The organism is Halalkalibacter alkaliphilus (assembly GCF_023555415.1).
Taxonomy (GTDB): domain Bacteria; phylum Bacillota; class Bacilli; order Bacillales; family Bacillaceae_D; genus Halalkalibacter; species Halalkalibacter alkaliphilus.
This window is the reverse complement of sequence record NZ_JAKRYL010000001.1, coordinates 201,781-223,475: the sequence shown is the minus strand read 5'-3', so window position 1 is coordinate 223,475 and position 21,695 is coordinate 201,781. Positions and strand designations below refer to the sequence as shown.

At 36.9% G+C, this 21,695-nt stretch carries 19 protein-coding genes; 17 read left to right on the top strand and 2 right to left on the bottom strand.

Annotation, left to right across the window (positions count from 1 at the left end; translation table 11 throughout):
- Positions 1–58 precede the first annotated feature (58 nt).
- On the top strand, positions 59–1,627 hold the full coding sequence (locus MF646_RS01020; protein WP_338035461.1) for a sigma-54 interaction domain-containing protein: 1,569 nt from the start codon (positions 59–61) through the stop codon (positions 1,625–1,627).
- A 388-nt stretch (positions 1,628–2,015) separates the two neighbouring features.
- Positions 2,016–3,647, top strand: coding sequence for an L-glutamate gamma-semialdehyde dehydrogenase (gene pruA, locus MF646_RS01015; RefSeq protein WP_250094620.1), 1,632 nt, complete (start codon positions 2,016–2,018; stop codon positions 3,645–3,647).
- 334 nt (positions 3,648–3,981) lie between these two features.
- On the opposite strand, the gene putP is transcribed toward pruA, so the two are convergent.
- Positions 3,982–5,508 carry a sodium/proline symporter PutP gene (gene putP, locus MF646_RS01010; protein WP_250094619.1) on the bottom strand — a complete coding sequence of 509 codons (1,527 nt, stop codon included), beginning with the start codon at positions 5,506–5,508 and terminating at the stop codon, positions 3,982–3,984.
- Between the two features lie 502 nt (positions 5,509–6,010).
- Between putP and MF646_RS01005 the strand changes: the two genes are divergently transcribed.
- From MF646_RS01005 to MF646_RS00985, 5 genes are all read left to right on the top strand, one after another.
- Positions 6,011–6,928, top strand: coding sequence for a proline dehydrogenase family protein (locus tag MF646_RS01005; protein ID WP_250094618.1), 918 nt, complete (start codon positions 6,011–6,013; stop codon positions 6,926–6,928).
- 126 nt (positions 6,929–7,054) lie between these two features.
- A complete protein-coding gene (locus MF646_RS01000) occupies positions 7,055–7,306 on the top strand; it encodes a biotin/lipoyl attachment domain-containing protein (RefSeq protein ID WP_250094617.1) in 252 nt (83 codons plus the stop codon).
- A 402-nt stretch (positions 7,307–7,708) separates the two neighbouring features.
- Positions 7,709–8,791 (top strand): acyltransferase family protein, encoded by a 1,083-nt coding sequence (locus MF646_RS00995; protein WP_250094616.1) that lies wholly within the window; start codon positions 7,709–7,711, stop codon positions 8,789–8,791.
- 261 nt (positions 8,792–9,052) lie between these two features.
- Entirely contained in the window at positions 9,053–9,229 is a 177-nt protein-coding gene (locus tag MF646_RS00990; RefSeq protein WP_250094615.1) for a hypothetical protein, read from the top strand.
- Between the two features lie 6 nt (positions 9,230–9,235).
- Positions 9,236–10,198: an ATP-binding protein gene (locus tag MF646_RS00985; RefSeq protein ID WP_338035463.1), complete on the top strand. Its 963-nt coding sequence runs from the start codon at positions 9,236–9,238 to the stop codon at positions 10,196–10,198.
- 120 nt (positions 10,199–10,318) lie between these two features.
- Here the strand turns inward: MF646_RS00985 and MF646_RS00980 are convergent, their stop codons facing one another.
- Positions 10,319–10,681 (bottom strand): hypothetical protein, encoded by a 363-nt coding sequence (locus MF646_RS00980; protein WP_250094614.1) that lies wholly within the window; start codon positions 10,679–10,681, stop codon positions 10,319–10,321.
- 320 nt (positions 10,682–11,001) lie between these two features.
- Here MF646_RS00980 and MF646_RS00975 point away from each other — a divergent pair, with 320 nt between their 5' ends.
- From MF646_RS00975 to MF646_RS00930, 10 genes are all read left to right on the top strand, one after another.
- Complete coding sequence (locus MF646_RS00975; RefSeq protein WP_250094613.1) at positions 11,002–12,045, top strand: ring-opening amidohydrolase; 1,044 nt, start codon at positions 11,002–11,004, stop codon at positions 12,043–12,045.
- Entirely contained in the window at positions 12,042–13,049 is a 1,008-nt protein-coding gene (locus MF646_RS00970) for an amidohydrolase family protein (protein WP_250094612.1), read from the top strand. Before MF646_RS00975 ends, MF646_RS00970 begins: the two co-directional genes overlap by 4 nt.
- 230 nt (positions 13,050–13,279) lie before the next feature.
- Positions 13,280–14,038: a carbon-nitrogen hydrolase family protein gene (locus MF646_RS00965; protein WP_250094611.1), complete on the top strand. Its 759-nt coding sequence runs from the start codon at positions 13,280–13,282 to the stop codon at positions 14,036–14,038.
- 444 nt (positions 14,039–14,482) lie between these two features.
- Entirely contained in the window at positions 14,483–16,123 is a 1,641-nt protein-coding gene (locus MF646_RS00960; protein WP_250094610.1) for a PucR family transcriptional regulator, read from the top strand.
- Positions 16,124–16,147: 24 nt separating this feature from the next.
- The gene (locus MF646_RS00955) at positions 16,148–16,978 is read left to right on the top strand and encodes an ABC transporter permease (RefSeq protein WP_250094609.1); all 831 of its coding nucleotides are present in this window, start codon (positions 16,148–16,150) and stop codon (positions 16,976–16,978) included.
- Positions 16,978–17,772 (top strand): ABC transporter ATP-binding protein, encoded by a 795-nt coding sequence (locus tag MF646_RS00950; protein WP_250094608.1) that lies wholly within the window; start codon positions 16,978–16,980, stop codon positions 17,770–17,772. The genes MF646_RS00955 and MF646_RS00950 overlap by 1 nt, the downstream gene beginning before the upstream one ends.
- Before the next feature lie 26 nt (positions 17,773–17,798).
- Positions 17,799–18,878, top strand: coding sequence for an ABC transporter substrate-binding protein (locus MF646_RS00945; RefSeq protein ID WP_250094607.1), 1,080 nt, complete (start codon positions 17,799–17,801; stop codon positions 18,876–18,878).
- A 70-nt stretch (positions 18,879–18,948) separates the two neighbouring features.
- The gene (locus MF646_RS00940; protein ID WP_250094606.1) at positions 18,949–19,626 is read left to right on the top strand and encodes a cysteine hydrolase family protein; all 678 of its coding nucleotides are present in this window, start codon (positions 18,949–18,951) and stop codon (positions 19,624–19,626) included.
- Positions 19,601–20,800, top strand: coding sequence for an amidase (locus MF646_RS00935; RefSeq protein WP_250094605.1), 1,200 nt, complete (start codon positions 19,601–19,603; stop codon positions 20,798–20,800). Before MF646_RS00940 ends, MF646_RS00935 begins: the two co-directional genes overlap by 26 nt.
- 10 nt (positions 20,801–20,810) lie before the next feature.
- Positions 20,811–21,665: a fumarylacetoacetate hydrolase family protein gene (locus tag MF646_RS00930; RefSeq protein ID WP_250094604.1), complete on the top strand. Its 855-nt coding sequence runs from the start codon at positions 20,811–20,813 to the stop codon at positions 21,663–21,665.
- The last annotated feature ends 30 nt before the right edge of the window (positions 21,666–21,695 follow it).

The following is a 21,695-nucleotide window of genomic DNA, read 5'->3' as shown; positions in this document are numbered from 1 at the left end:
TAATTATTTTTATGTTACCTTTTACAAAATCTTTGATTTTATTGGGGAGGTCTTCAATTTGCAAAATCATATGACTCTTGAAGCAATAGCACTACAATGGAATTGCGATTTGGAATATGAAAAAATGGATGTATATAGCCATACGACTCTCTTATCCGAAATTGATATGAGCGATGAAGGTAGAGATATTGCTTTAAAAGGGGCAGATGGTGACTATTGTGGATGGATTCCTTATTCAGTAATAATGAAAGAAGTTTGGAAACAATGGAAGTTAACAAAAGCATTTTATGAAACGTTTCTTAACTCGGTTGAATCTGCTGTTACAACTGTTGATTCTAATGGAAATATCATATACTTGAATCCTACCTCTGAAGCAATGTACGGGATTTTCCTTAATGAGGTGTGTGGCCAGTCTATTACAAATTACTTCGAAAAAGAGGCAATTGTTCTAATGTCGACGATGAAAGAACGACAAGGTGTTATGAGTAAATACAACCAGCCGCACCCTAATGTTCACGTACTAATTACTACATCTCCTGTCTATGTTGGTGAAGAAGTCGTTGGGGGAATATCAATAGAAAGAGATATTACCGAGATGGTTAAATTAAATGATAAATTATCTTCAACAACTGCATATTTGCATAACCTAGAAAGTGCAACTCAAAAGCAACAGAACCTATCGCCATTTAACAAAATTAAAGGGAGAAGTCCTGTTTTAAAAGAGGCTATTAATCTATCTAATAAAGTGGCTAAAACGGATGCCGCTGTGTTAATAACTGGGGAAAGTGGAGTCGGAAAAGAGTTGTTTGCTGAAGGAATACATAAAGCTGGAAATCGATCTAATAAGCCTTTTGTAGCAATTAACTGTGGTGCCATCCCCAACGCTTTATTTGAAAGTGAACTTTTTGGGTATGAACAAGGGGCGTTCACAGGGGCGATCAAAGGAGGGAAGAAAGGAAAATTTGATGCCGCAAAAGGAGGTACCATTTTCCTTGATGAAGTTGGTGAAATGCCACTTGAATTACAAGTTAAACTATTACGTGTATTACAAGAAAAGCATTATTACCGAGTTAGTGGAAATGAAGCCATTCCAACTGATGTCCGTATTATCGCTGCTACAAATCGAGATTTAGAAAAGATGATAGATGAAGGAAGTTTTCGGGAGGATTTGTATTACCGTTTAAATGTTATTTCAATATCTATACCACCATTACGGGAGCGGATTGAAGATGTACCTGAATTGATTCAATTATTCTTGACTGAATTCTCTCTCAAATACGCTATGCCGATTCCTGAAGTTAGCCCTGAGGTAATGTATAGTTTTATACAACACCCATGGCAGGGAAATATACGGCAGCTTCGTAATATTATCGAACGTGTTATTATTTTGGCTAACGACAATGAGGTAATTAAGCCCCATCATCTACCTAAGAATTTCATGAAGGAACATAAGCCTCCTGCTTTACAGAGACAATTTGAGAACATAGAAAAAATAAACGGGCAAGGTGAAGAAGAGATTCAATACGCATTACAAAAAACATATGGAAACAAAGCGGCTGCAGCGAAGTTATTGGGGATTTCACGTGCGACTTTATATAACAAACTAAAGAAGTATGAATTGCTGTAAGAGTAAAGGTGAGAACCGCGGGGTCTCACTTTTTTTGTGTGTAACAAGTTGCTTGTAAGTACGCACGTTTGTTTCTATTCAGATCCTATAACACTGCCATTTATGTAGGATAGTAAAGGGATTAAACGTAAAGCTTTATCAGTACATATCGTCAAGACTTCTTTGAAGGGGCAAACAGGGAACCCGATCTCTTAATCTTTTATACATAAGTGTAAAACGTTTACACTTATGTAAATGAACTGTATAGATTTCCCCAGTGATTTTGTGTGAATAATGGTTTTGGAAAGCCACTTTAGAGAAATTAAACTCTTTTTTACCTTTTGGCACAGATATTGCATTGTTTATAGGTGTATACAAGATAAACCACTCAGGAAGGAATGTGAAATGAATGAGTAACGGAATTTTCAAAATCCCAACACCGAAAAACGAGCCTGGCAATACATATGCTCCAGGTACAAAAGAAAGGGAAACATTAAAGAAAGAATTAAAACGCCAATCTGAAATCGTAGTCGATATCCCTGTGATTATCAATGGAGAAAATATAAAAACAGATACAGTGAAGCAAGTGGTTATGCCGCATGATCATCAACATGTTTTGGCAAACTTTTCACAAGCTGGAGAAAAAGAGTTGCGAGATGCTGTAGAAGCGGCAATGGCTGCAAAAGAATCATGGGCGAATATGCCATGGGAACACCGTGCATCCATTTTCTTAAAAGCTGCTGATTTAATCTCTGGACCATACCGTGACGTAATGAATGCTGCTACGATGTTAGGACAATCCAAAACAGCTTTTCAAACTGAAATTGATGCTGCACAAGAATTAGCAGATTTCTTACGTTTTGGCGTTGATTATGCTAATCAAATTTATCAAATTCAACCAGAAAGTGTGAAGAATATATGGAACCGTTTAGAATACCGCCCATTAGATGGTTTTGTATTGGCAATTTCTCCATTTAACTTCACAGCAATTGGTGGGAACTTACCATCAGCTCCTGCAATGATGGGGAACGTAGTCGTTTGGAAACCAGCAACAACTGCTTTATTATCAAACTACTACTTTATGCGTATATTAGAAGAAGCGGGATTGCCAAAAGGCGTAATTAACTTCGTACCTTCCAGTGGTTCACTAGTATCGGAAGTAGTATTAACAGACCCTCGTATGTCTGGATTCCATTTTACAGGATCAACTAGTACGTTCCAAACAATTTGGAAAACTGTAGGCGAAAACATTACAAATTATAAATCATATCCTCGTTTGGTTGGGGAAACTGGTGGAAAAGACTTTGTATTTGCTCATGAAACTGCACAACGAGATAAAGTAGTAGCTGGCCTTGTTCGTGGTGCTTTTGAATACCAAGGTCAAAAATGTTCAGCAGCTTCTCGTGCTTACATCCCTGCAAACATATGGGAGGAAGTGAAAGGTGGTTTAGTGGAAGAAACTGCTAAGCTTAAAGTAGGAGATATCCGAGACTTTACAAACTTCATGGGTGCGGTAATTGATAAAGCAGCTTTTGATTCAATCACAAGCTACATCGACTATGCTGCAGCTTCTGAAGAAGCAGAGATTATTGCTGGTGGTACTTATGATGATTCTGAAGGATATTTCGTTCAACCGACAATCATTGTGACAACTAATCCAAACTTCAAAACAATGGTAGAAGAAATTTTTGGACCAGTATTAACGATTTATGTGTATGAAAATAATCAATTAGAAGAAACATTGACTGCCGTAGATACAGCGTCTATGTATGCATTAACAGGCGCGATCTTTGCACAAGATCGTCAAGCAATTATGCACTTAGAACGCCGCTTATCTGGTGCAGCTGGAAACTTCTATATTAATGATAAACCAACTGGTGCGGTGATTAATCAACAACCATTTGGCGGTTCTCGTGGTTCTGGTACAAACGATAAAGCAGGTTCTGTATTTAACATGATTCGTTGGACGAGTCCGCGTATTATCAAAGAAAACTTTGCTCCAACTACAGAAATTGCATATCCATTTATGGATGCAGAATAAATTAAAATGAAGTGTCCTCGTTAAGTAGACATGGGAAATAATAAAATGACCTAATCGGCTTTAGCTCTATATTCCATAGGGCTGAGGCCTTTTAGGTGTTTTTGGTATCTGTCATTAATTATATTAATGGATATAACCCTCTATCCGCATCTGATAGGTTCTCAAATGTTGTTTATCTCACTTTTGATGATTTCCAGCGCTTCACACTTAAACAGACTAGGATAATATTTATTGGATACAAAAAAAAGCTCCCCCTTAAGTAAGACAACCTGTCTACCTTAAGGAGAGAAGTTCACTATGGAGCCGTCTACCTTTTTATCTTGCATAGTAGCCGTTATAAAGATTTATTATGTTCATGTTGCTGGTCACTAGGCTGATTAACTACCCGGTTAAATTCCTCTTTAATTTCAAAAGACGGGGCTTTATCAATAAGACTAACGATGACAATAGCAATCCATGCTAGGATGAACCCGGGAACAAGTTCATATAAGCCTATGTTATTTAATATTTCAATCTTTCCCCATAGTATAATCGTTAAAGCACCAGTTATCATACCGGCAAGAGCTCCATTTTTTGTCATTCGTCTCCAGAAAAGAGAGAGGATAATTACTGGACCAAATGCTGCTCCAAAACCTGCCCAAGCATAAGAGACAAGCTCTAATACATTTCCTCCGCTTTTAGCTAATATAACAGCAACAATCGAAATGAAAATGACAGACCCACGACTGACCCAAACAAGCTCTTTTTCACTAGCATTCTTTCTAAAAATCTGCTTGTAAAAATCTTCAGCAACTGCACTTGAGGAAACTAACAATTGTGAGTCAATCGTACTCATAATAGCTGCTAAAATTGCAGCGAGTAAGATACCAGCTATCCAAGGATTAAACAAATTTTGGACGAGGAGTATGAATACGCTTTCGGGGTTTTCTATTGGCACATCAAATTGTGTGATTGCGACGATTCCTACCAATCCAGCACCAACAAGGGAAAGGACAACCCATACTACAGCAATAAGCCTAGCTTTTGGAATTTCAGCAGCGCTTCTTATACTCATGAAACGAGTTAAAATATGAGGTTGCCCAAAGTATCCAACTCCCCACGCAAGCAATGAAACGGTTCCAATTATACTGAATGAAGTAGCGTTTGTTATCCATGAGTTCTCTTCAATTCCAACGGATTTCATAATATCGAGTAGGTCAACATTAACTTGTCCGATATTATTCCATAGTCCAGGCAAACCTCCGAGTGAAACAATGATTAATGCTGGGACAAATAATAACGCACATAACATTAAAATACCTTGAACGAAATCTGTTAGACTAACTGCAAGGAACCCACCGAGAAAGGTATAAGATACAATGACGATAGCTCCTATAAATAATGCCATGTTATAGTCAATACCAAATGCTTGCTCAAACAAGACAGCTCCCGCAACCATCCCAGAGGATGCGTAGAATAAAAAGAAGACTATAATTGTCACCGCAGAAATGATACGTAACATCTTTGTAGAATCTTTAAATCTATTTTCAAAATAATTTGGTATGGTAATTGAATTTACAACCTCGGTGTATTTGCGTAATCGTTTAGCTACGAACTGCCAATTGAGATATGTACCGACCGCTAATCCGATGGCGATCCACATTCCATTTAACCCTGATACATAGATCACACCAGGAAGACCTAAAAGTAACCAACCACTCATATCAGAAGCTTGTGCACTCATGGCAGCTACCCAACTATTTAAACTTCTTCCTCCTAAGAAATAATCGGAAATGGTATTTGTTCTCTTGTAAGTCCATAAACCAATACCTAACATTCCTATTAAATATACAGTAAATGTAATCATAGTGGCTGTATTCATTCAGTTCCTCACTCCTTTTCAAAAATTAAGGTTAAAATAGATAGACCGATAATTCCGATAAAAGGAACACAGACCCAAAGCCATGTCACTGATGAAAGACTATAATCCATTAGTACTCACTCCTTTCCTTTGAAAAATTTTATTTAATGAGTTTACTTTTTATATGCAATAACTATGCCAAAACTAATAATGGGTGTTCTATCATGTTTAACTATAGAATGCCTAATCTGTTTAGATGGTTGAAAATAACGATAGAAGGTGAGAACAACTAGTTTTTCACCTTCTATCGTTTTTTTAATAGTCATGTACAAGGTTCTTAGGTGAAAAGTGAATGATGGCGTTTACACATATGTATAAATTAGACGGTATTAAACAGATGTGTATGGATAGATGGTGGTATTTTAAAGAAATAGCCTGAATAATGCTGTTAAAAAAATGGCATGGGTTTTGCATAAGGGAAGGTAGCAAGCAAAAATTCTAATCTGATACTGGAGGGATCAAAATGATTTTACAACAACCAATGAAACTTTTCTTTATGTTTCTTTCACAAAATAAAGCACTGAATGTTGCTGCGAAAAGGTGGGGATTAAAAGTAGGGGCATCTCAAGTGGTAGCGGGGAAAAATATCGAAAGTGCAATAGCAAAAGTGAAAGAATTAAATAAACAAGGTTTAACGTGTACACTTGACCATTTGGGTGAGTTTGTAGATAGCAAGGAAGAAGCTACAGCAGCAACAGAATATTGTCTAAAGACACTAGATGCCATGGCATCTACAGGTGTTGACTGCAATCTATCACTTAAAATGACACAGCTTGGTTTAGATATAAGTGAAGACTTTTGTTTGGAAAATATGAGGCGAATTGTCGGAACGGCCAAACAGTATAACAACTTTGTAAGGATTGATATGGAGGACTACTCACATTGCCAGCAGACTTTAGAAATTTTAAAAGAGTTAAGGAAAGATTATGACAATGTTGGAACGGTTATTCAAGCTTATCTAATTAGAGCCGAAGAAGATATTAGAAGCTTAAAAGGGATTTCACTAAGATTAGTAAAAGGTGCATATAAAGAATCGCCTGAAGTAGCCTTTCAAGATAAAGCGAAAATCGATGAAAATTACTTTAATATTATCAAAAACCATTTACTAAGTGGAAGTTATACGGCCATAGCAACACATGATCATCATATTATTGAAAAAGTAATAAGCTTTGCAAAAGAGAACGGAATCAAAAACAGCCAATTTGAATTTCAGATGCTTTACGGTTTTCGGACAGATTTACAATTAGAGTTAGTGAAAAAAGGCTACACGATGCGTGTTTATGTACCGTTTGGACAGGATTGGTTTGGATATTTTATGAGGCGTTTGGCTGAACGTCCTCAAAATGTAGCATTCGCATTAAGAGGTTTATTTTCAAAATAGACAGTCAGAAAAGTTTTGGGAGAGGAATTTCTAGTAATCTTAATTTCTCGAGGTGACTAAATTTAGGCTGTTCATGGTTGAAGCTTCAAAATTTGGAGGATAGATTTATGAAGGAGGAAGCTACTTGTGAATACTTACCGTACAGTTGTTAGTGTTTGTAATGGTACGATTGATGAGATCTATGTAAATGAAGGGGCCTATGTACATGAATGGGAGCCTTTATTTCTACTTAAGACGAACGAGGGTGTACTGAAAAAAATAGAAATAGGGGGAGGTGGGAACATATCTTCTTTGAATGTGAAACAAGGTGATAGAGTCATACATGATATGACTCTGGCTATACTAAAAGAAGATGATTTTCCTAGTGGTTGTGATTAAAAATTACTTAGGTTAAAGAATGAATTTATCCTAGACAGAATGAAATGAAACTGAGTAATGGACACTTTTTTAAAGCTGTCCATTACCGTGTTCCTCTAATCCTCGCATTAAAAATTAGTTAACTGATTATCTTGATGCTATTTGAAGTCGTAATAAATGAAGCAAGCACATTAGTTGAACAGTACGACAAATAATGTTGTTCTCTTTTTCGATAGTGGTCTTTAACCATGTAGCGAAGCCCTTTGCATGTGCAGGAGGGCTTCGCTACAATGTTTTTTTCTGAACATAATTTAGATCATTTATCCTCAATTTTACATTTTAGGATGGTTTTATAAATTGAGAAATAGAAAGAAATCAAAGAAAATAGTAGAGTTCATAAATTTGAAAAGGAGCGTGAATGATGTGAGAGCGAAACAGATGAACGAAGTGTATTGGCTCCGGATCATTGCTTGTTTAAGTGTTGTCCTCATTCACGCTGTGAGTAGAGTTCTCGCAGATTTTTCTGTGACTGGGGATGATCGGGTTGTTTACCGGACGCTTCAAATGATCTTACTGTACGGAACACCGATGTTTGTATTGATCTCAACCATTGTTATGACGCATGCGTATAAAGATAACGTTCCGAAAGGTTTTTTGATAAAGAGAATCAAGTATATTCTCATACCTTATCTTGTTATGGCGGTGTTTTATGCTGGTGATAAATATTATCGATTTAACTGGACATTCAATGACTTTGCTAAAGAGGTCGGATATAACTTTATTGGGCAATGGCATGGGTATTTTGTTTTAATCATCTTTCAATTTTATTTCATACATTTGCTTTTCGTAAAATATATAAATAGGTTCAAACCAGCACTTGTGTTAATGGTAAGTTTTTTTGTTAGTGTGGTGTATTGGATTAGTTTATATTTTTATTTTATAGATTATGTCAATCATTCGAGTTATTTAACTTTATTCTTTTCACGAGTTTTGTTTGTAGGTTGGTTTTTCTATTATGTGGTTGCCTATTATTGTGGACGAAACTATGAGCATTTTATTGAAATGGTGAATAAAAATTGGAAGCTTATTGCTTATGGAGTAATTGCTTCACTAGGACTTGTTCAATATATATATCATACAGGAGTTTTGATGCGAGTGACATCGGCTCGATTTGATCTGATTCCTTATACGGTTTTGTTGTTTTTTCTCTTAGTCTTATTCATATCAAAAGTGAAACAAATTCCGTCGTGGGTAGTTTCATTTAGTGGGTATTCGTTTGGAATCTATTTGCTTCATCCATTTGTTCAAACAGTTATAAGCAGGAGATTTCCATTAGCAGAAACAACAGAATTCAATTATTTAATGATCCAATTTGTTGTTGGAATAGTGATTCCAATACTTTTAATCTACATCATTTCTAAATTGCCTTTCGGGGAGTTTGTGGTGGGAAAAACTCCAGTAAGAAAGAAGGTAATCAGAGAAACGAAAATGTCAAATGCTGCATAAGTTATAGTAATTGATCTACATGTTCATGCCTGTGGCTCGTGAGATTTTTCGAGTGACAGGCATCTTTTTTAGACTAGGATCTTTCATAACATAACGTTAATTGAGAATTCCAAAAAAAGGTTTCTTAATTGGTAGTATTAGCTCTTGATATAATCCGATTTTTAATGCTAATTTGTATATGGGCATAGACTTTTATGCTTTATTCTTATAATGTTGTTACATAGAAGAAAAGAGAAGTTTGTTTAGTAAGGGGGGATATGGATGAACCGGTACGAGCAGGCATTAGAGGATATGCTATGGTTTGCAAGCCAATCAATTGGGACAAGAACCCATTTTGTGAGTCATATAGAAGAGACGTTTAAAGTCATTAAGGTTTTTAACCAAAAGGGCTGTTCCTTGGAAGAAGGAGTAGAATTGCCGAAAGACCATGCTATATGAAGTCTTATTCCTTGTGATGGTCGGGAACCATTAATTATAAATGATACAAAAAAAGATGACAGAGCAAGTGTATTTGATGCGATTTATGAAGCGAGAATAGGTTCTTATTTAGGGATGCCTGTTTACCTTTCAAATGGGAAGTTGTTTGGTACCGTTTGTGCGATCGATCCTGAACCTTATGCTTTTACAGAGCAGGAGATCGAAACGATTAAGCGTTTATCATCTGTCGTTTCAGTTATTATAGAAAACGCAGGGAAATCAAGCTATGATGAATTCGATGATAAATTAATGAGACTTGAAAAATTATCATTGCTTGGTCAATTGTCTGCTGGCTTGGCACATGAATTACGCAATCCGATGCAATCGGTGAGAGGATTTGTTCAGTTTTTATTTGAAGACCAAAAACATAATCACTTTAGAGATATTGTATTAAGTGAAATGGACCGGATGAATCAACTAATTAATGATTTTCTTATGGCAACTCAACCAACGGCACCTAAAAGAGATTATTATAATATAAATGATCTTGTAAGTGAGACTGTTGATTTTATGAAAAATGAAGCAACGCTGCATAACGTAGATGTAGCGCTATCATTTGAAGTTAAAAAAGCGAATGTACATGTAGACAAATCACAGATAAAACAAGTTTTGATCAATTTAATGAAAAATGCGATTGAAGCTGCTGGAGCTGAAGGTGGAAAAGTAAAAGTTACCGTAAACGTCCAGAATCAACAAGAGGTCTTTATTGAAATTGTCGATAATGGGCCAGGTATACCCGTTTCAATTATTGGGAGAATCGGTGAACCATTCTTTTCAACGAAAGATGAGGGAACGGGGTTAGGGTTATCAATTTCTCAACGAATCATACAAGAGCATAACGGAGCAATTCAGTTTGAGAATTTGGTCGCTGGGACAAAGGTATTAGTAATACTGCCGTTGGTGGAGGAAGAAGAAGGGCTTAAATATTAGGAGAGGTGCCTGTCAATGACAGGCATTTTTCTGTAGTGGCATCCTTCCAACATAAATATTAGCGTAAAAAATTTTTTTCAGTTTAGACATCGGGGGGGGCTTTTATTAATATGTAATCAATTACTCATCATTCATGACGTCGTATTCATCTTCTAAATCAAAGCCAAAGCCTTCATACAAATAATTCAATACATCGATCAGACTGTTCCAAGAAGTATCACATGTGATGATTTTTTTGTTTCTATAGCAAACTACTCGAAAAGGTTCATCCTCGAATTCTTGGTATGTATAGATAAAGTAAATATGTTGATATTTTAATCCGAGTTCCTTCACTTTTATTTTCGAGATCGGTTTCTCAACCATGGCAATCAAGTACTCATCGTCATTTCTTCTTAACACTTGAATACCATCTAATTCCTCTTCGACAGTTATATTATATTCAATTCCTTGCCAAACCACGTTTAAATTGTCTTTATTTAACATTGCTTTCACTCCTAATATTACTTACACTTTTTTTCTTTCTTTACCCGAAATATCAAAGTTTGAAACGTTAAATTAATAAAGTTTTTTTAGTAAAGTCAATAAGTGCGTTTGAATGAAACAATAAGCTTAAAAGTAGCCGGTGTAAGAAAACCTCCAATGTTGTTGTGGTTTTTTAACAAGAGGCAATAAAAATAGTAAAAATTCATAATACATAATAACAAATATTATGAATTTCACACAATTACTCTTTTTTTCGTAAATGCTACCATTAAATCATGCTAAGAAAGTGCATTACGAATTCAAAAAAGAGGTGTGTAAATATGAACTTTCAATTAATTCGTTGTGATATGGATCATCCTGGAGATGTTTCTGCATTAAAGGAACTACTCGAAAAAGAAGAAGTGAAAGCCGAATCGATTAAGGCTATCATTGCTCAAACAGAAGGTGATGGGTATGCAAGAGGGTATTCGACATTAGCTTTTCAAGTGCTTTTATCTGAATATCTTGATATGAATCATCAAGAAGTTTTTGATACGATTCCGATGATGATGATCGGAAAGACGGGTGGGCTTATGACGCCGCACTATACATTATTCATTAAAGAAGAGTCGAGCGAAGGAATGCCATTTAATGAGAAGCGATTTGCATTTGGTGTTTCATCGACCCCGGTATTAGAAAAAGAACAAATTGGAACGCTAGCACAAGTAGATTTAGTTGCAGAGGCAGTTGCTAAAGCAATGGAAGAGGCAGGAATTGAATCGTTAGATGATGTGAAATGCGTAGAAGTAAAATGTCCGTGGGGTGAAGGTGGAGCTCTTGCAAAAGCTTCTTCGGCTCTTGGGGTGGCGGTTGCTCTAAAAGAAGTGAACCGAGAAGAGGTTCATGAAGGAAGTATCAACAACGATCATTCACTTTACTCAACAAAAGCATCTGTCTCAGCTGGTCAAGAACAAGTGGCAGCTAGAGTTATCGTAATGGGTAACTCAAAAAAATCTTCTAGTAATCTATATATTGGAGCTGGAGTAATGGAGGATGCACTTGATCTTCAAGGGTTGAAGAGTGCTTTCCTTGACGCAGGAATTGAAGAGGAAGCCTTTTTAACGGAAGATCAGCAGCAACAAATTGTAAATGTCTTTGTTAATGCAGGTGCCGATGCGATCGGTAAAGTAAGAGGCAGGAGGCATACAATGCATACAGATGCGCTTTCAATGCATTCTGGAATTCTAGCAAAAGCGGTAGCTAATGCAGTAGTAGGAAGTTATGTAGGTGAAACGAGAATCTTATGTTCGGCAGGATCGGAGCATCAAGGACCACAAGGATCTAATTTAATTGCGCCAGTCGTTCGTATAGGAGGGATTCGATGAACTATTCAGGATGGAAGAACTACCACGCACATATTGATAAAGGATTTTTGATTCCACCAAGAAAGTACGTTGATGCCCCGGCACCTAAAAGGGCTGAGTGGACGAGGAAAGCAAAGAAAGAAATGACTATATTTGAAATAAAAGAATCAGCAACAAAAGCACTCGAAAAGATGTATTTATACGGAACTACCTATGTCCGTACACATGTTGATATTGATCCATTGTTTGAGTTAAGAGCACTAGAGGCTCTTTTAGAATTGAAGGAGGAATGGAAAGACCGCCTCGTTCTTGACCTAATTGCTTTTAATCAAGAAGGGTTTGACCGATTCCCTGAAACAGAGTATATGCTAAAAGAGGCTTTGGAAATGGGTGTATCTGGAATTGGTGGTCACACAAGTATGGATAACAAAGGAAAAGAACATATAGATAAAATTATGAACTTAGCTGAGGAATATGATGTTGATTGGATTGAATTTCATACGGATGAAACAGGTAGAGTTGATGACTTTCATTTACCTTATTTAGCACAAGTTACGAAGGAAAGAGAGCTAAAAGATAAGGTGTCAGCCATTCATTGTTGTTCCTTAACCAATGTGGATGATAAGATCGCTCAGGAAACGATTGAAGCTGTGGCAGAGTCTGGTATGACAGTAACAACATGCCCGACGGCTATTGCTACCCGTTCTCTGACAAGAGTAAAAGATTTGGCTAAGGCAGGAGTAACCATTCAGTTAGGTTCTGATAACTTACGGGATTTCTTTAATCCATTAGGTAGTGGAAATATGTTGCAATATGCTCAGCTATTAGCTTATGTTTCACGTTTTTACGAGGCTGATGAACTAGAGCAACTGTTAATGTGGATTAGTAGAACTCCAAATAATCAGAGAGTTCAAAGTGAGTTGACGAAAGTGACGTTAGATCTTCAATATGATTGTAAGTCTTTCTCTGAATTAATAGCGGAGGCACCTGCTCCTGCACCTCTTAAAATTGAGGTGGTGAAGTAAAGACGGATATGTATCAGTTGGTTGTTTAATTGAAAACTAAAAAAGTAAGCAAAAGGGAGACCAATTCATTTAAACGGACTCCCTTTTTGGGTTGCCTTAAGGCATTCAATTAGGAAGAAATACAAAGATAATTCTACCTAAAATGAATAAAGGAAATTCACACAAAGTTCTAAAAGTTTAGTAGTATTATCTAAGGTATAAAAGTACGAGGATGAAGTGGGAGGAATTTCATGAGGGAAGTAAAGATTGCTTTATTGCACTTATTACCAATTGCTGGCGATATTACATATAATCAAAATCTTATAGAAAAAGCAGTTAATCAAGCAGCAGAAAGAGGGGTGGATTGGATTATTACACCAGAATTAGCTACTAGTGGATTACAATTTACTCATATCGTTGGGACTGATTGGATTAACCACCAACCAGATAAATGGATGAAGGATTTTTATCAAAAGGTTAAGTCGCTAAAAACAACTGTATTTTTAGGTTGTGCGGAAAAACAGAACAACCGATTATACAATTCAGTTTTTGTTATTAATCAAAATGGTGAATTGCTTGGAAAACAACATAAAATTGCAAGGGTAGATAATTGGTCTACATCAGGTGAACTCATTGAACCGATAGATTTAGAGGATATAAAAGTTGGAGTGTTAATATGTGCAGATGCTTACACAAAAAATATTGCAGATATATTAGTCACAAAAGGGGCAGAAGTTCTAGTTGCTCCTGCGTCTTGGGGGCCAGGTTTACACGGACCGAATGGTGAGTGGGAACAAAGGTCTATTGATACTGGGTTACCTATATTTGTGTGTAATCGAACGGGGGAAGATAAAACTGTTTCGTTTTGGAACGCGGAAAGTTTGGTTATTAAGAATGGTGAAAGACTACTTTCGTACAAATCTAATCAATCTGCTATTTTAATTTTCAACTGGGATTTAGATGACATGAATTTATTATCTTCTGACTTTGAAGTGATTAAGATGGATTGACCTTTTGTTTCATATTTCAGGTAAGTGTATTAAAAAACGTATTGGATATTAGAGGGCACTAAAAAAGGGACGATTTTACCTTTTTAGTGCCCTCTATGCTTTTTGTGATCAGGAGATAGTTAGTGAAATCAAACAAAATTAGGACAATTAGTTTCTGGAAGTTTCACAAAACCACGAAAGAGAATTTGATGAAAAATAAAAACGTTCAGAAAGATAATCTAACCAGTTTGTTGTTTAAATTTAACAATTGCTTTTAAAATTAGGAAAGATTCACAATATCTTATTTTAAATGTTGTGACGAGGCCACAATTAATCAGCTCAGGTGCAGTGATAAAATGAATCGTATAGAAAAGCAACTAACCGAGTTGATGAACAAATAAAAAATAGGAGGTGTTCAGTCTGGAAGGCAATTTTGAAAAACGAGGTCTAACCATTGAAGGGCTGTTGCAACTAGATCCTTTGGCTGATTCTATACTTGCTGCGGGCCATGCAAGCAAAAATAACATCATTGATCGAATTAATATAGTAGGGAGTCCGGAAATTGTTGAATTTGTAAGACCAAAAGAATTCATCATGACGACTGGTTATCCTTTTCGTGAAAACTTAGAAGAATTCGCTGATTTGATTCCGCAATTGGTAGATAAGCAAGTGGCAGGAATGGGGATAAAGGTGAAACGGTTTATCCCAAATATTCCAGAAAGTTTAATAAAAAAGGCGAATGAGTATAACTTTCCAATCGTAGAAATTCCCCCAACAACAGCCTTTTCTGATATTGTTCGGGTCGCAATGGAAGAAGTGTTTTATAAGGAATCGGAACATTTAATAACGTTGTATGACCGAATTCAGAAATTTACAATCGATTTGTCGCAAGGGCAAGACTTAAATAAGGTGATATATAAATTAGAGAAACTTATCGGAAATCCAATTATCATGTATGACCATGATGGAAATATCATAGCTCCACTCTTTTATGAGGTATTAGATTCAGTTGAAATGGTGAAAGTGACACAGGATCTTGAGTCGACCGCTGGTAATGGCTTACGTTCAATCAAAATTCGCGAAGAAGAATTTCAATGTTACGCGATTCCATTAATAGGAGAGGAGCAGCAATTACTTGATCACATTCCGTTTATTGCTTGTATCGAAAGCAACTATGAACTGACTGAGGTAGATTGCTTAACCATTGAAAAAATAGGCAGCATGCTAAGTATGGAGCTTGCCAATCGAATTGCTAGAAAGAATATTGAAAAGAAATACCTTAATCAGTTTATTCAAGACATCTTATTAGGACATTTCACCTCTATAAATGATGTAGAAATGCGAACAAGTTCTTTTGGTATAGATGTGAGGAATAAATGGTTTGATGTTCTGATCTTGCACTCACCAGAACAAGCCATCCGTAATTTAGAAGAGTGTACGTATTTAATTAAAAATCTAACAAATACGATCAAAGGAGAGATATTAGCAACGACCTTACAGGGAGAATATGTATTTCTCGTCATTGAAGATTCAGAGTTAGCCTTAAGACGAAGTGTGAAGATAATCAATAGCGAGTTAGAACGATTTTATCATTACAAAAAAATGGGTCCTTCCTACTTTTTATGTGCAGGTGTCCCTGTCAATCGTCTTGAGGACATTGTTATAAGCTATAAACGGGCTCAAAAAGTAAAAGAGATCAGTGACCAATACGAGTATAAGGAACGGTTAATTTCATTTAATGATTTACACATATATCGGTTGCTGTATTTGCTTCCAAACAATATGGAAGTAAATCAATATATTGATGATCTGCTAGGGAATTTAACTGAATATGAAAACAAAGGGTTAACGTATATTGAGACACTCGAAGTTTACTTTCAATCGAATCGGAACATTCGGGTAACCGCAGAAAAGCTATTCACTCATTATAATACCGTTGTTTACAGAATGGAGAAGATTGCTTCGATATTAGGAGTAGAACTCGAGGATCCAGAAGTTTGTTTAGAATTGCAAATCGCTTTAAAGCTGCGGAAAATGAAGGGAGATTCGTCGCCTCTTTTAAGGGAACAATTAGGAATCGAGATAAAAGGAGAAATGGTCAAATAATAAAATTAATAGGAGGCGTCAAACATGCAATCAAATGAAATGAAAATAACGAATCAAAAGGTCCATAATAAAGTAGAGAGAAAACCTATTCACGTTCCTCAATTTGTTTGGGCGCTCTTAACGATTGTTGGGTTTGGTGTTATATGGCAGACGTTAACGGTTTTACTAGATGTTCCCAGGTATTTACTACCTTCACCAGTTGATATTCTTTCTAGGATGGCTGCAGACTCTCAATTGTTATTTAGTCATTCTCTTACCACGCTAACAGAAGTAGCTTTAGGATTTCTATTAAGTTTATGCATTGGTATACCACTAGCTATTTCAATCGTTTATTCGAAATATCTAGCAAACTCGCTTTACCCGGTATTAATTGGGATTCAGTGTATCCCGATGGTCTCAATTGCTCCGATTTTAGTCATTTGGTTTGGCTATGGATTAACAACAAAAGTACTTCTAGCTTGTTTGATTTCATTTTTTCCAGTTGTCATCAATGCTGTTAATGGATTTCGTTCCCTTGATAAAGATATGCATGATTTAGGACGTTCAATCGGAATTTCAGAATGGAAAATCTTCTACTACTTACGCTTGCCTAATGCATTGCCACATCTTTTTGGTGGATTTAAAGTAGGTGTCACTTTAGCTGTAGTCGGAGCAATTGTTGGTGAGTTTGTAGCTTCAGAACGTGGACTAGGTTACTTGCAATTAACGGCGAATGCTAGACTTGATACGGTACTGGTTTTTGCCACATTATTCGCTTTAGCCATTATGGGAATGCTTTTATTCCTGCTTGTACATGTTTTAGAAAGGCTTGTTATGCCATGGTATCACGCAAATAAAGCAGGAGGGGATCGATAATGTCGACAAAACTAAATTTGACAAACGTAGAAAAAGTTTTTCGAACAAAGACAGGTGATGTAAAAGCATTAAGTAATATCTTCCTTACCATAGATCCAGGGCAATTTTTAGCTGTAGTCGGGCCAAGTGGTTGTGGGAAAAGTACGATTATGAGAATTATTGCAGGTCTTGACAAACCTTCAACTGGAGTCGTAGAGATCAATGACGAACCTTTAAAGAGAATAGCAGATGGTGCTGCAGTTGTGTTCCAAAAAGATGTTCTTCTTGCTTGGAGAACGGTAATAGATAACGTGTTATTTCCGTTAGAGCTTAAAGGAATTACATGGTTAGACCGTAAAAACAAACAAACGAATCGATCCAAAGCATTAGAATTATTGGAGTCTGTCGGTTTAAAAGGGTTTGAAGATAAGTATCCACATGAGTTGTCAGGTGGAATGAGGCAGCGAGTTTCGATTTGCAGAGCATTGATTCAGGATCCAAAATTATTGCTGATGGATGAACCGTTTGGAGCGTTAGATGCCTTAACAAGAGAACAAATGATGTATGACTTGTTGAAGCTTTCTGATAAATATGGATTTACAACTGTTTTTATTACTCATAGCATTGAGGAGGCTGTATTCTTATCAGATAAAGTCATTGTGATGTCTGAGAGGCCAGGAACCATCTTAAAAGAAATCCCGATTAGCTTGCAAAGACCACGACATAGCGCAACGAGAGAAGAGCCCGAGTTCAACAAACAAGTTCAGAATATTCGATCTATATTTAAGTCACAGGGAATACTCGCAGAGATTTAATCAAAAAAATAGCTGGAGGAATGACAATGAAGCAATTAATCAAAATGTTGGTGTTAAGTATACTCATACTGGTAGGGCTAGCAGCTTGTGGAGGAAGTGAAGAATCAGTGGCTCCTGAATCTAATGATGGTGCAGAAGTAGATGAAACTCAAGAAGGAACGGATGAAGCGGTAGAGGGTGAAATAATGGGCGAGCCGGAAGTGACAGATATTAGCTTGCGATTAAACTGGAGAATCAAAGGTGAGTTTGCGCCATTTTTTGTAACGAAGGAAAAAGGTTTCTTCGAGGAATTTGGATTGAATGTTGAAGTACTAGAAGGAAATGGATCAACGAATACGATGCAAGCAGTAGCAGGTTTGCAAGACCATTTCGGAGTTACATCAACAGTTGAACCATCTCAAGGGATTGTCGAAGGCATGCCAATTAAAATGATTGCGTCTTATATGAACCGTTCACCAATTATGATTGCATCACACCCAGACACACCGGTTGAAACTCCAAAAGATTTAGAAGGAAAAAGCATTGCGATGTCAATTGCATCTACGTTTACGAACGTTTTTCCTTACTTCCTTGAAACAAATGGTGTTGATGAATCTTTAGTAGACGCAGTCCAAGTAGAATCATCAGCGCGAAATGGGTTGTTTTTGAATAAAGAAGTAGACGCAGTTGCGATCTTTTCAACGAATGAATATCCCGTTTTTGAACAGGAATTAGGTACAGAGTTAACACCATTATACTTAGCTGACTTTGGCTATGACCTTTCGGGTTTAACGCTGATTGGGAATGAGAGATTCCTTGAGGAAAATCCAAACACGGTTAAGAGATTCCTAGCAGCAATTGACAAAGGGTTTCAATATACATTAGAAAACCAAGAGGAAGCAGCTGAGATTGTTACAGAGTTATTCCCAGATGGAATTGATGTTGAAACAGCTACAAGCCAATTGACATTGTTAGAAGAAATTGCGTTATTCGATGGTGTGCCATATGGATATATGACTGAAGATAACATGAACAATACATTAGATATTATGGAAGTTAGTGGTTTAATTAGTGAGCGTTTTGATCTTGATCGATACTACACGAATGAGTTTTTACCTAGTGAATAAGAAGTAAGCTCAATTCTCTGAGGCAGGGGATCAACTTTTGAACCCCTGATTCTCTAATGAGGTGAAGAACATGACATATGACCCGAACGTACTTTGCCAGTCGCTGCAATCAGCTCTTGTTGTGATTGATATGCAAAACGACTTTGTAGCAAATGGCGGTGCATTTTCACAAGCGGGATTCGATGTGAAACGCTATCAAGCCTTAGAGCCTGTTATTTACCGCATGATTGTTACTGCCAGGGAAAATAAGATTCCGATCATTTTTGTAGCCATGACACACAATGATGGAAATGATGGCAATGGGGCATGGAAAAAGAGAAGAATTGCAAGAAAACACCCAAATAGCTGTCGAGAAGGGACATGGGGTGTAGAACCATATGGACGATTGCACCCAACGAAAGATGATGTGTTGTTCTACAAACATCGCTATAGTGCGTTTACTAATGACCATTTTAATAACTATTTAAGTGCGGAAGGAATTGAAACACTAGTTTTCACTGGTATCAATACGAATACATGTGTCGAGTCAACAATCAGAGACGCTCACATGAAAGACTATCATGTTGTTCTAGTAAAGGATGCAACAACGTGTGCATTTAAAGACGCATACTTACCGTCTATAACAAATATAGAACGACATTTTGGTGCAGTGATTTCAAGTGGGGATTGGCTGGCTTATTATTCTGAAACAGGGATGCAGAAAAAGTACGAGGAGGGATTTGATGAAGGATCAGTGGAAAGCTTTTAACCGCGACCCTTTCTATTTGAATGAGAATGAAGATGGGGCATTAAAAGGATTATCGTTTGCAGTGAAAGACGTATTTCATGTGAAAGGAATTGTCGCTACTGCAGGCAACCCTGATTGGGAGAGAACACACACTGCTGCACCAACTCATGCAGAAGCAGTTGAGGACCTATTAAAAGAAGGATCGACATTAGTTGGAACAACCCATACGGATGAACTAATGTTTAGTTTAAATGGAGAAAATGCACAATTAGGAACACCAGTGAATCCGAAAGCCCCTGAACGTATACCAGGTGGCTCTTCAAGTGGATCGGCGGTAGCCGTTGCATCTGGACTAGTTGATTTTGCATTAGGAACGGACACAGGTGGTTCTGTACGTATCCCTTCTAGCTACTGCGGCGTTTATGGGTTTCGACCTACTCATGGTGCGGTCGCGCTTAAGGGGGTTATTCCACTAGCACCAAGCTTCGATACAGTTGGATGGATGGCAAATGATACGAGCACTTTAAGTGAAGTGGGAGAAGTTTTATTAAACAATCAAAAAAAAATAAACATGCCTTTTATAAAAATGCTGATTCCGGAAGATATTATGAACTTATTAGATCAAGAAAATAGAGACATATATTCTGAGCACATTGACCAATTTACTGAAGTGGTTACTCGTTCTGAAAACATAACACTTGCAAGTGATGGATTAGCTGAATGGTTTCAAGCATTTCGTACGATACAAGGCTATGAAGTATGGGAAGCTCATGGAGAGTGGATTACAGAAGAAAATCCTTATTTCGGACCAGGGATTTCGGAAAGGTTTGAGTGGTCAAGTACGATTAGCCTGAAAGAAAAAGAAAAAGCGAGTGTGAAAAGGGCTGAAGTTACGGAGCATATGAAAGATTTATTAGGGGTGGATGGGGTGATTCTGATGCCTACCGCACCAGGAGTGGCACCCTTATTAAATACGAGTGGAAAAGATCTAGAAGATCAAAGAATGAAAACATTACAAATGACTTGTATTAGTGGATTAACAGGGTTTCCGCAAATCTCGCTTCCATTAACAGAAATTGACGGTCTGCCTATAGGGCTATCAATTATTGCTGGACCAAATCAAGACAGACGATTGTTAGAGTGGATTAATAACATTAGCAGTGTCGTGAAGAAAAAAACGGCTGCAAAGGTGTAAGGAGGCAATTATGAAAATTGCTACGTTAAAATACAATGGAACAGAACAAGCTGCCATCTTTTCAATTGAAGGTTATGTATTAATAGAAACAATTAATAAAGTTGAGAACAAACAATGGAGTACGGATTTATTAGAGATTCTTACTAGTGGCCAATTGGAGCAAATAAATAGTTGGTTCAAGGGAAGCGGAAAAGAGTCTTTGTTACAAATGGAGAAGATCTCAGCAGAAGAAGCAGTCATTGGACCATTATATCGAGCTCCTAAGAAGATTTGGGGGATTGGAATAAATTATGTTGATGATTCAACGGACTTGATGAATGTTCCTTATACTGATCCTGTTAGTTTTATGAAGCCAGATACTAGTATTATCGGACCAAATGATGCTATTCAAATTCCCGTTGGTTCTATGAATACGACCGCAGAAGCAGAACTAGGAATCATTATTGGAAAGGAATGCACCAATATAAGCAAGGAAGATGCAAGAGGGTATGTAGCCGGATTTACAACAGCGTTAGATATGACGGAAGCAGATATTCATAGCAAAAATCCGCGTTACCTTACTAGAGCGAAAAGCTTTAATACATTTTTTAGTTTTGGACCGCACTTACTAACTACAGATGAAATCACTAATGTTAAAGATTTGAAAGTATCTACTGTTTTAAATAAAGAAGTTCAATTTAGCAATTCAGTATCAAACATGCGTTACAATCCTTGGTTTGTTGTTGCTTTTCACTCACAAGTTATGACATTACTTCCTGGAGATATTTTAATAACTGGGACTCCAGGACCGGTCGTAATTAGAGAAGGGGATGTGGTTGAGTGTAGAGTCAGTGGATTTGAAGATCTTAGGAATACGGTGATGTAGTAATAGGGGTAATGAATAATATAGAAGTGA

Bases quoted from the DNA above. Each gene is read 5' to 3' on its own strand.
- pruA (WP_250094620.1), top strand. From the start codon at position 2,016: ATGAGTAACGGAATTTTCAAAATCCCAACACCGAAAAACGAGCCTGGC.
- putP (WP_250094619.1), bottom strand. From the start codon at position 5,508: ATGAATACAGCCACTATGATTACATTTACTGTATATTTAATAGGAATG.
- MF646_RS01005 (WP_250094618.1), top strand. From the start codon at position 6,011: ATGATTTTACAACAACCAATGAAACTTTTCTTTATGTTTCTTTCACAA.
- MF646_RS00990 (WP_250094615.1), top strand. From the start codon at position 9,053: ATGAACCGGTACGAGCAGGCATTAGAGGATATGCTATGGTTTGCAAGC.
- MF646_RS00980 (WP_250094614.1), bottom strand. From the start codon at position 10,681: ATGTTAAATAAAGACAATTTAAACGTGGTTTGGCAAGGAATTGAATAT.
- MF646_RS00975 (WP_250094613.1), top strand. From the start codon at position 11,002: ATGAACTTTCAATTAATTCGTTGTGATATGGATCATCCTGGAGATGTT.
- MF646_RS00970 (WP_250094612.1), top strand. From the start codon at position 12,042: ATGAACTATTCAGGATGGAAGAACTACCACGCACATATTGATAAAGGA.
- MF646_RS00965 (WP_250094611.1), top strand. From the start codon at position 13,280: ATGAGGGAAGTAAAGATTGCTTTATTGCACTTATTACCAATTGCTGGC.
- MF646_RS00955 (WP_250094609.1), top strand. From the start codon at position 16,148: ATGCAATCAAATGAAATGAAAATAACGAATCAAAAGGTCCATAATAAA.
- MF646_RS00950 (WP_250094608.1), top strand. From the start codon at position 16,978: ATGTCGACAAAACTAAATTTGACAAACGTAGAAAAAGTTTTTCGAACA.
- MF646_RS00945 (WP_250094607.1), top strand. From the start codon at position 17,799: ATGAAGCAATTAATCAAAATGTTGGTGTTAAGTATACTCATACTGGTA.
- MF646_RS00940 (WP_250094606.1), top strand. From the start codon at position 18,949: ATGACATATGACCCGAACGTACTTTGCCAGTCGCTGCAATCAGCTCTT.
- MF646_RS00935 (WP_250094605.1), top strand. From the start codon at position 19,601: ATGAAGGATCAGTGGAAAGCTTTTAACCGCGACCCTTTCTATTTGAAT.
- MF646_RS00930 (WP_250094604.1), top strand. From the start codon at position 20,811: ATGAAAATTGCTACGTTAAAATACAATGGAACAGAACAAGCTGCCATC.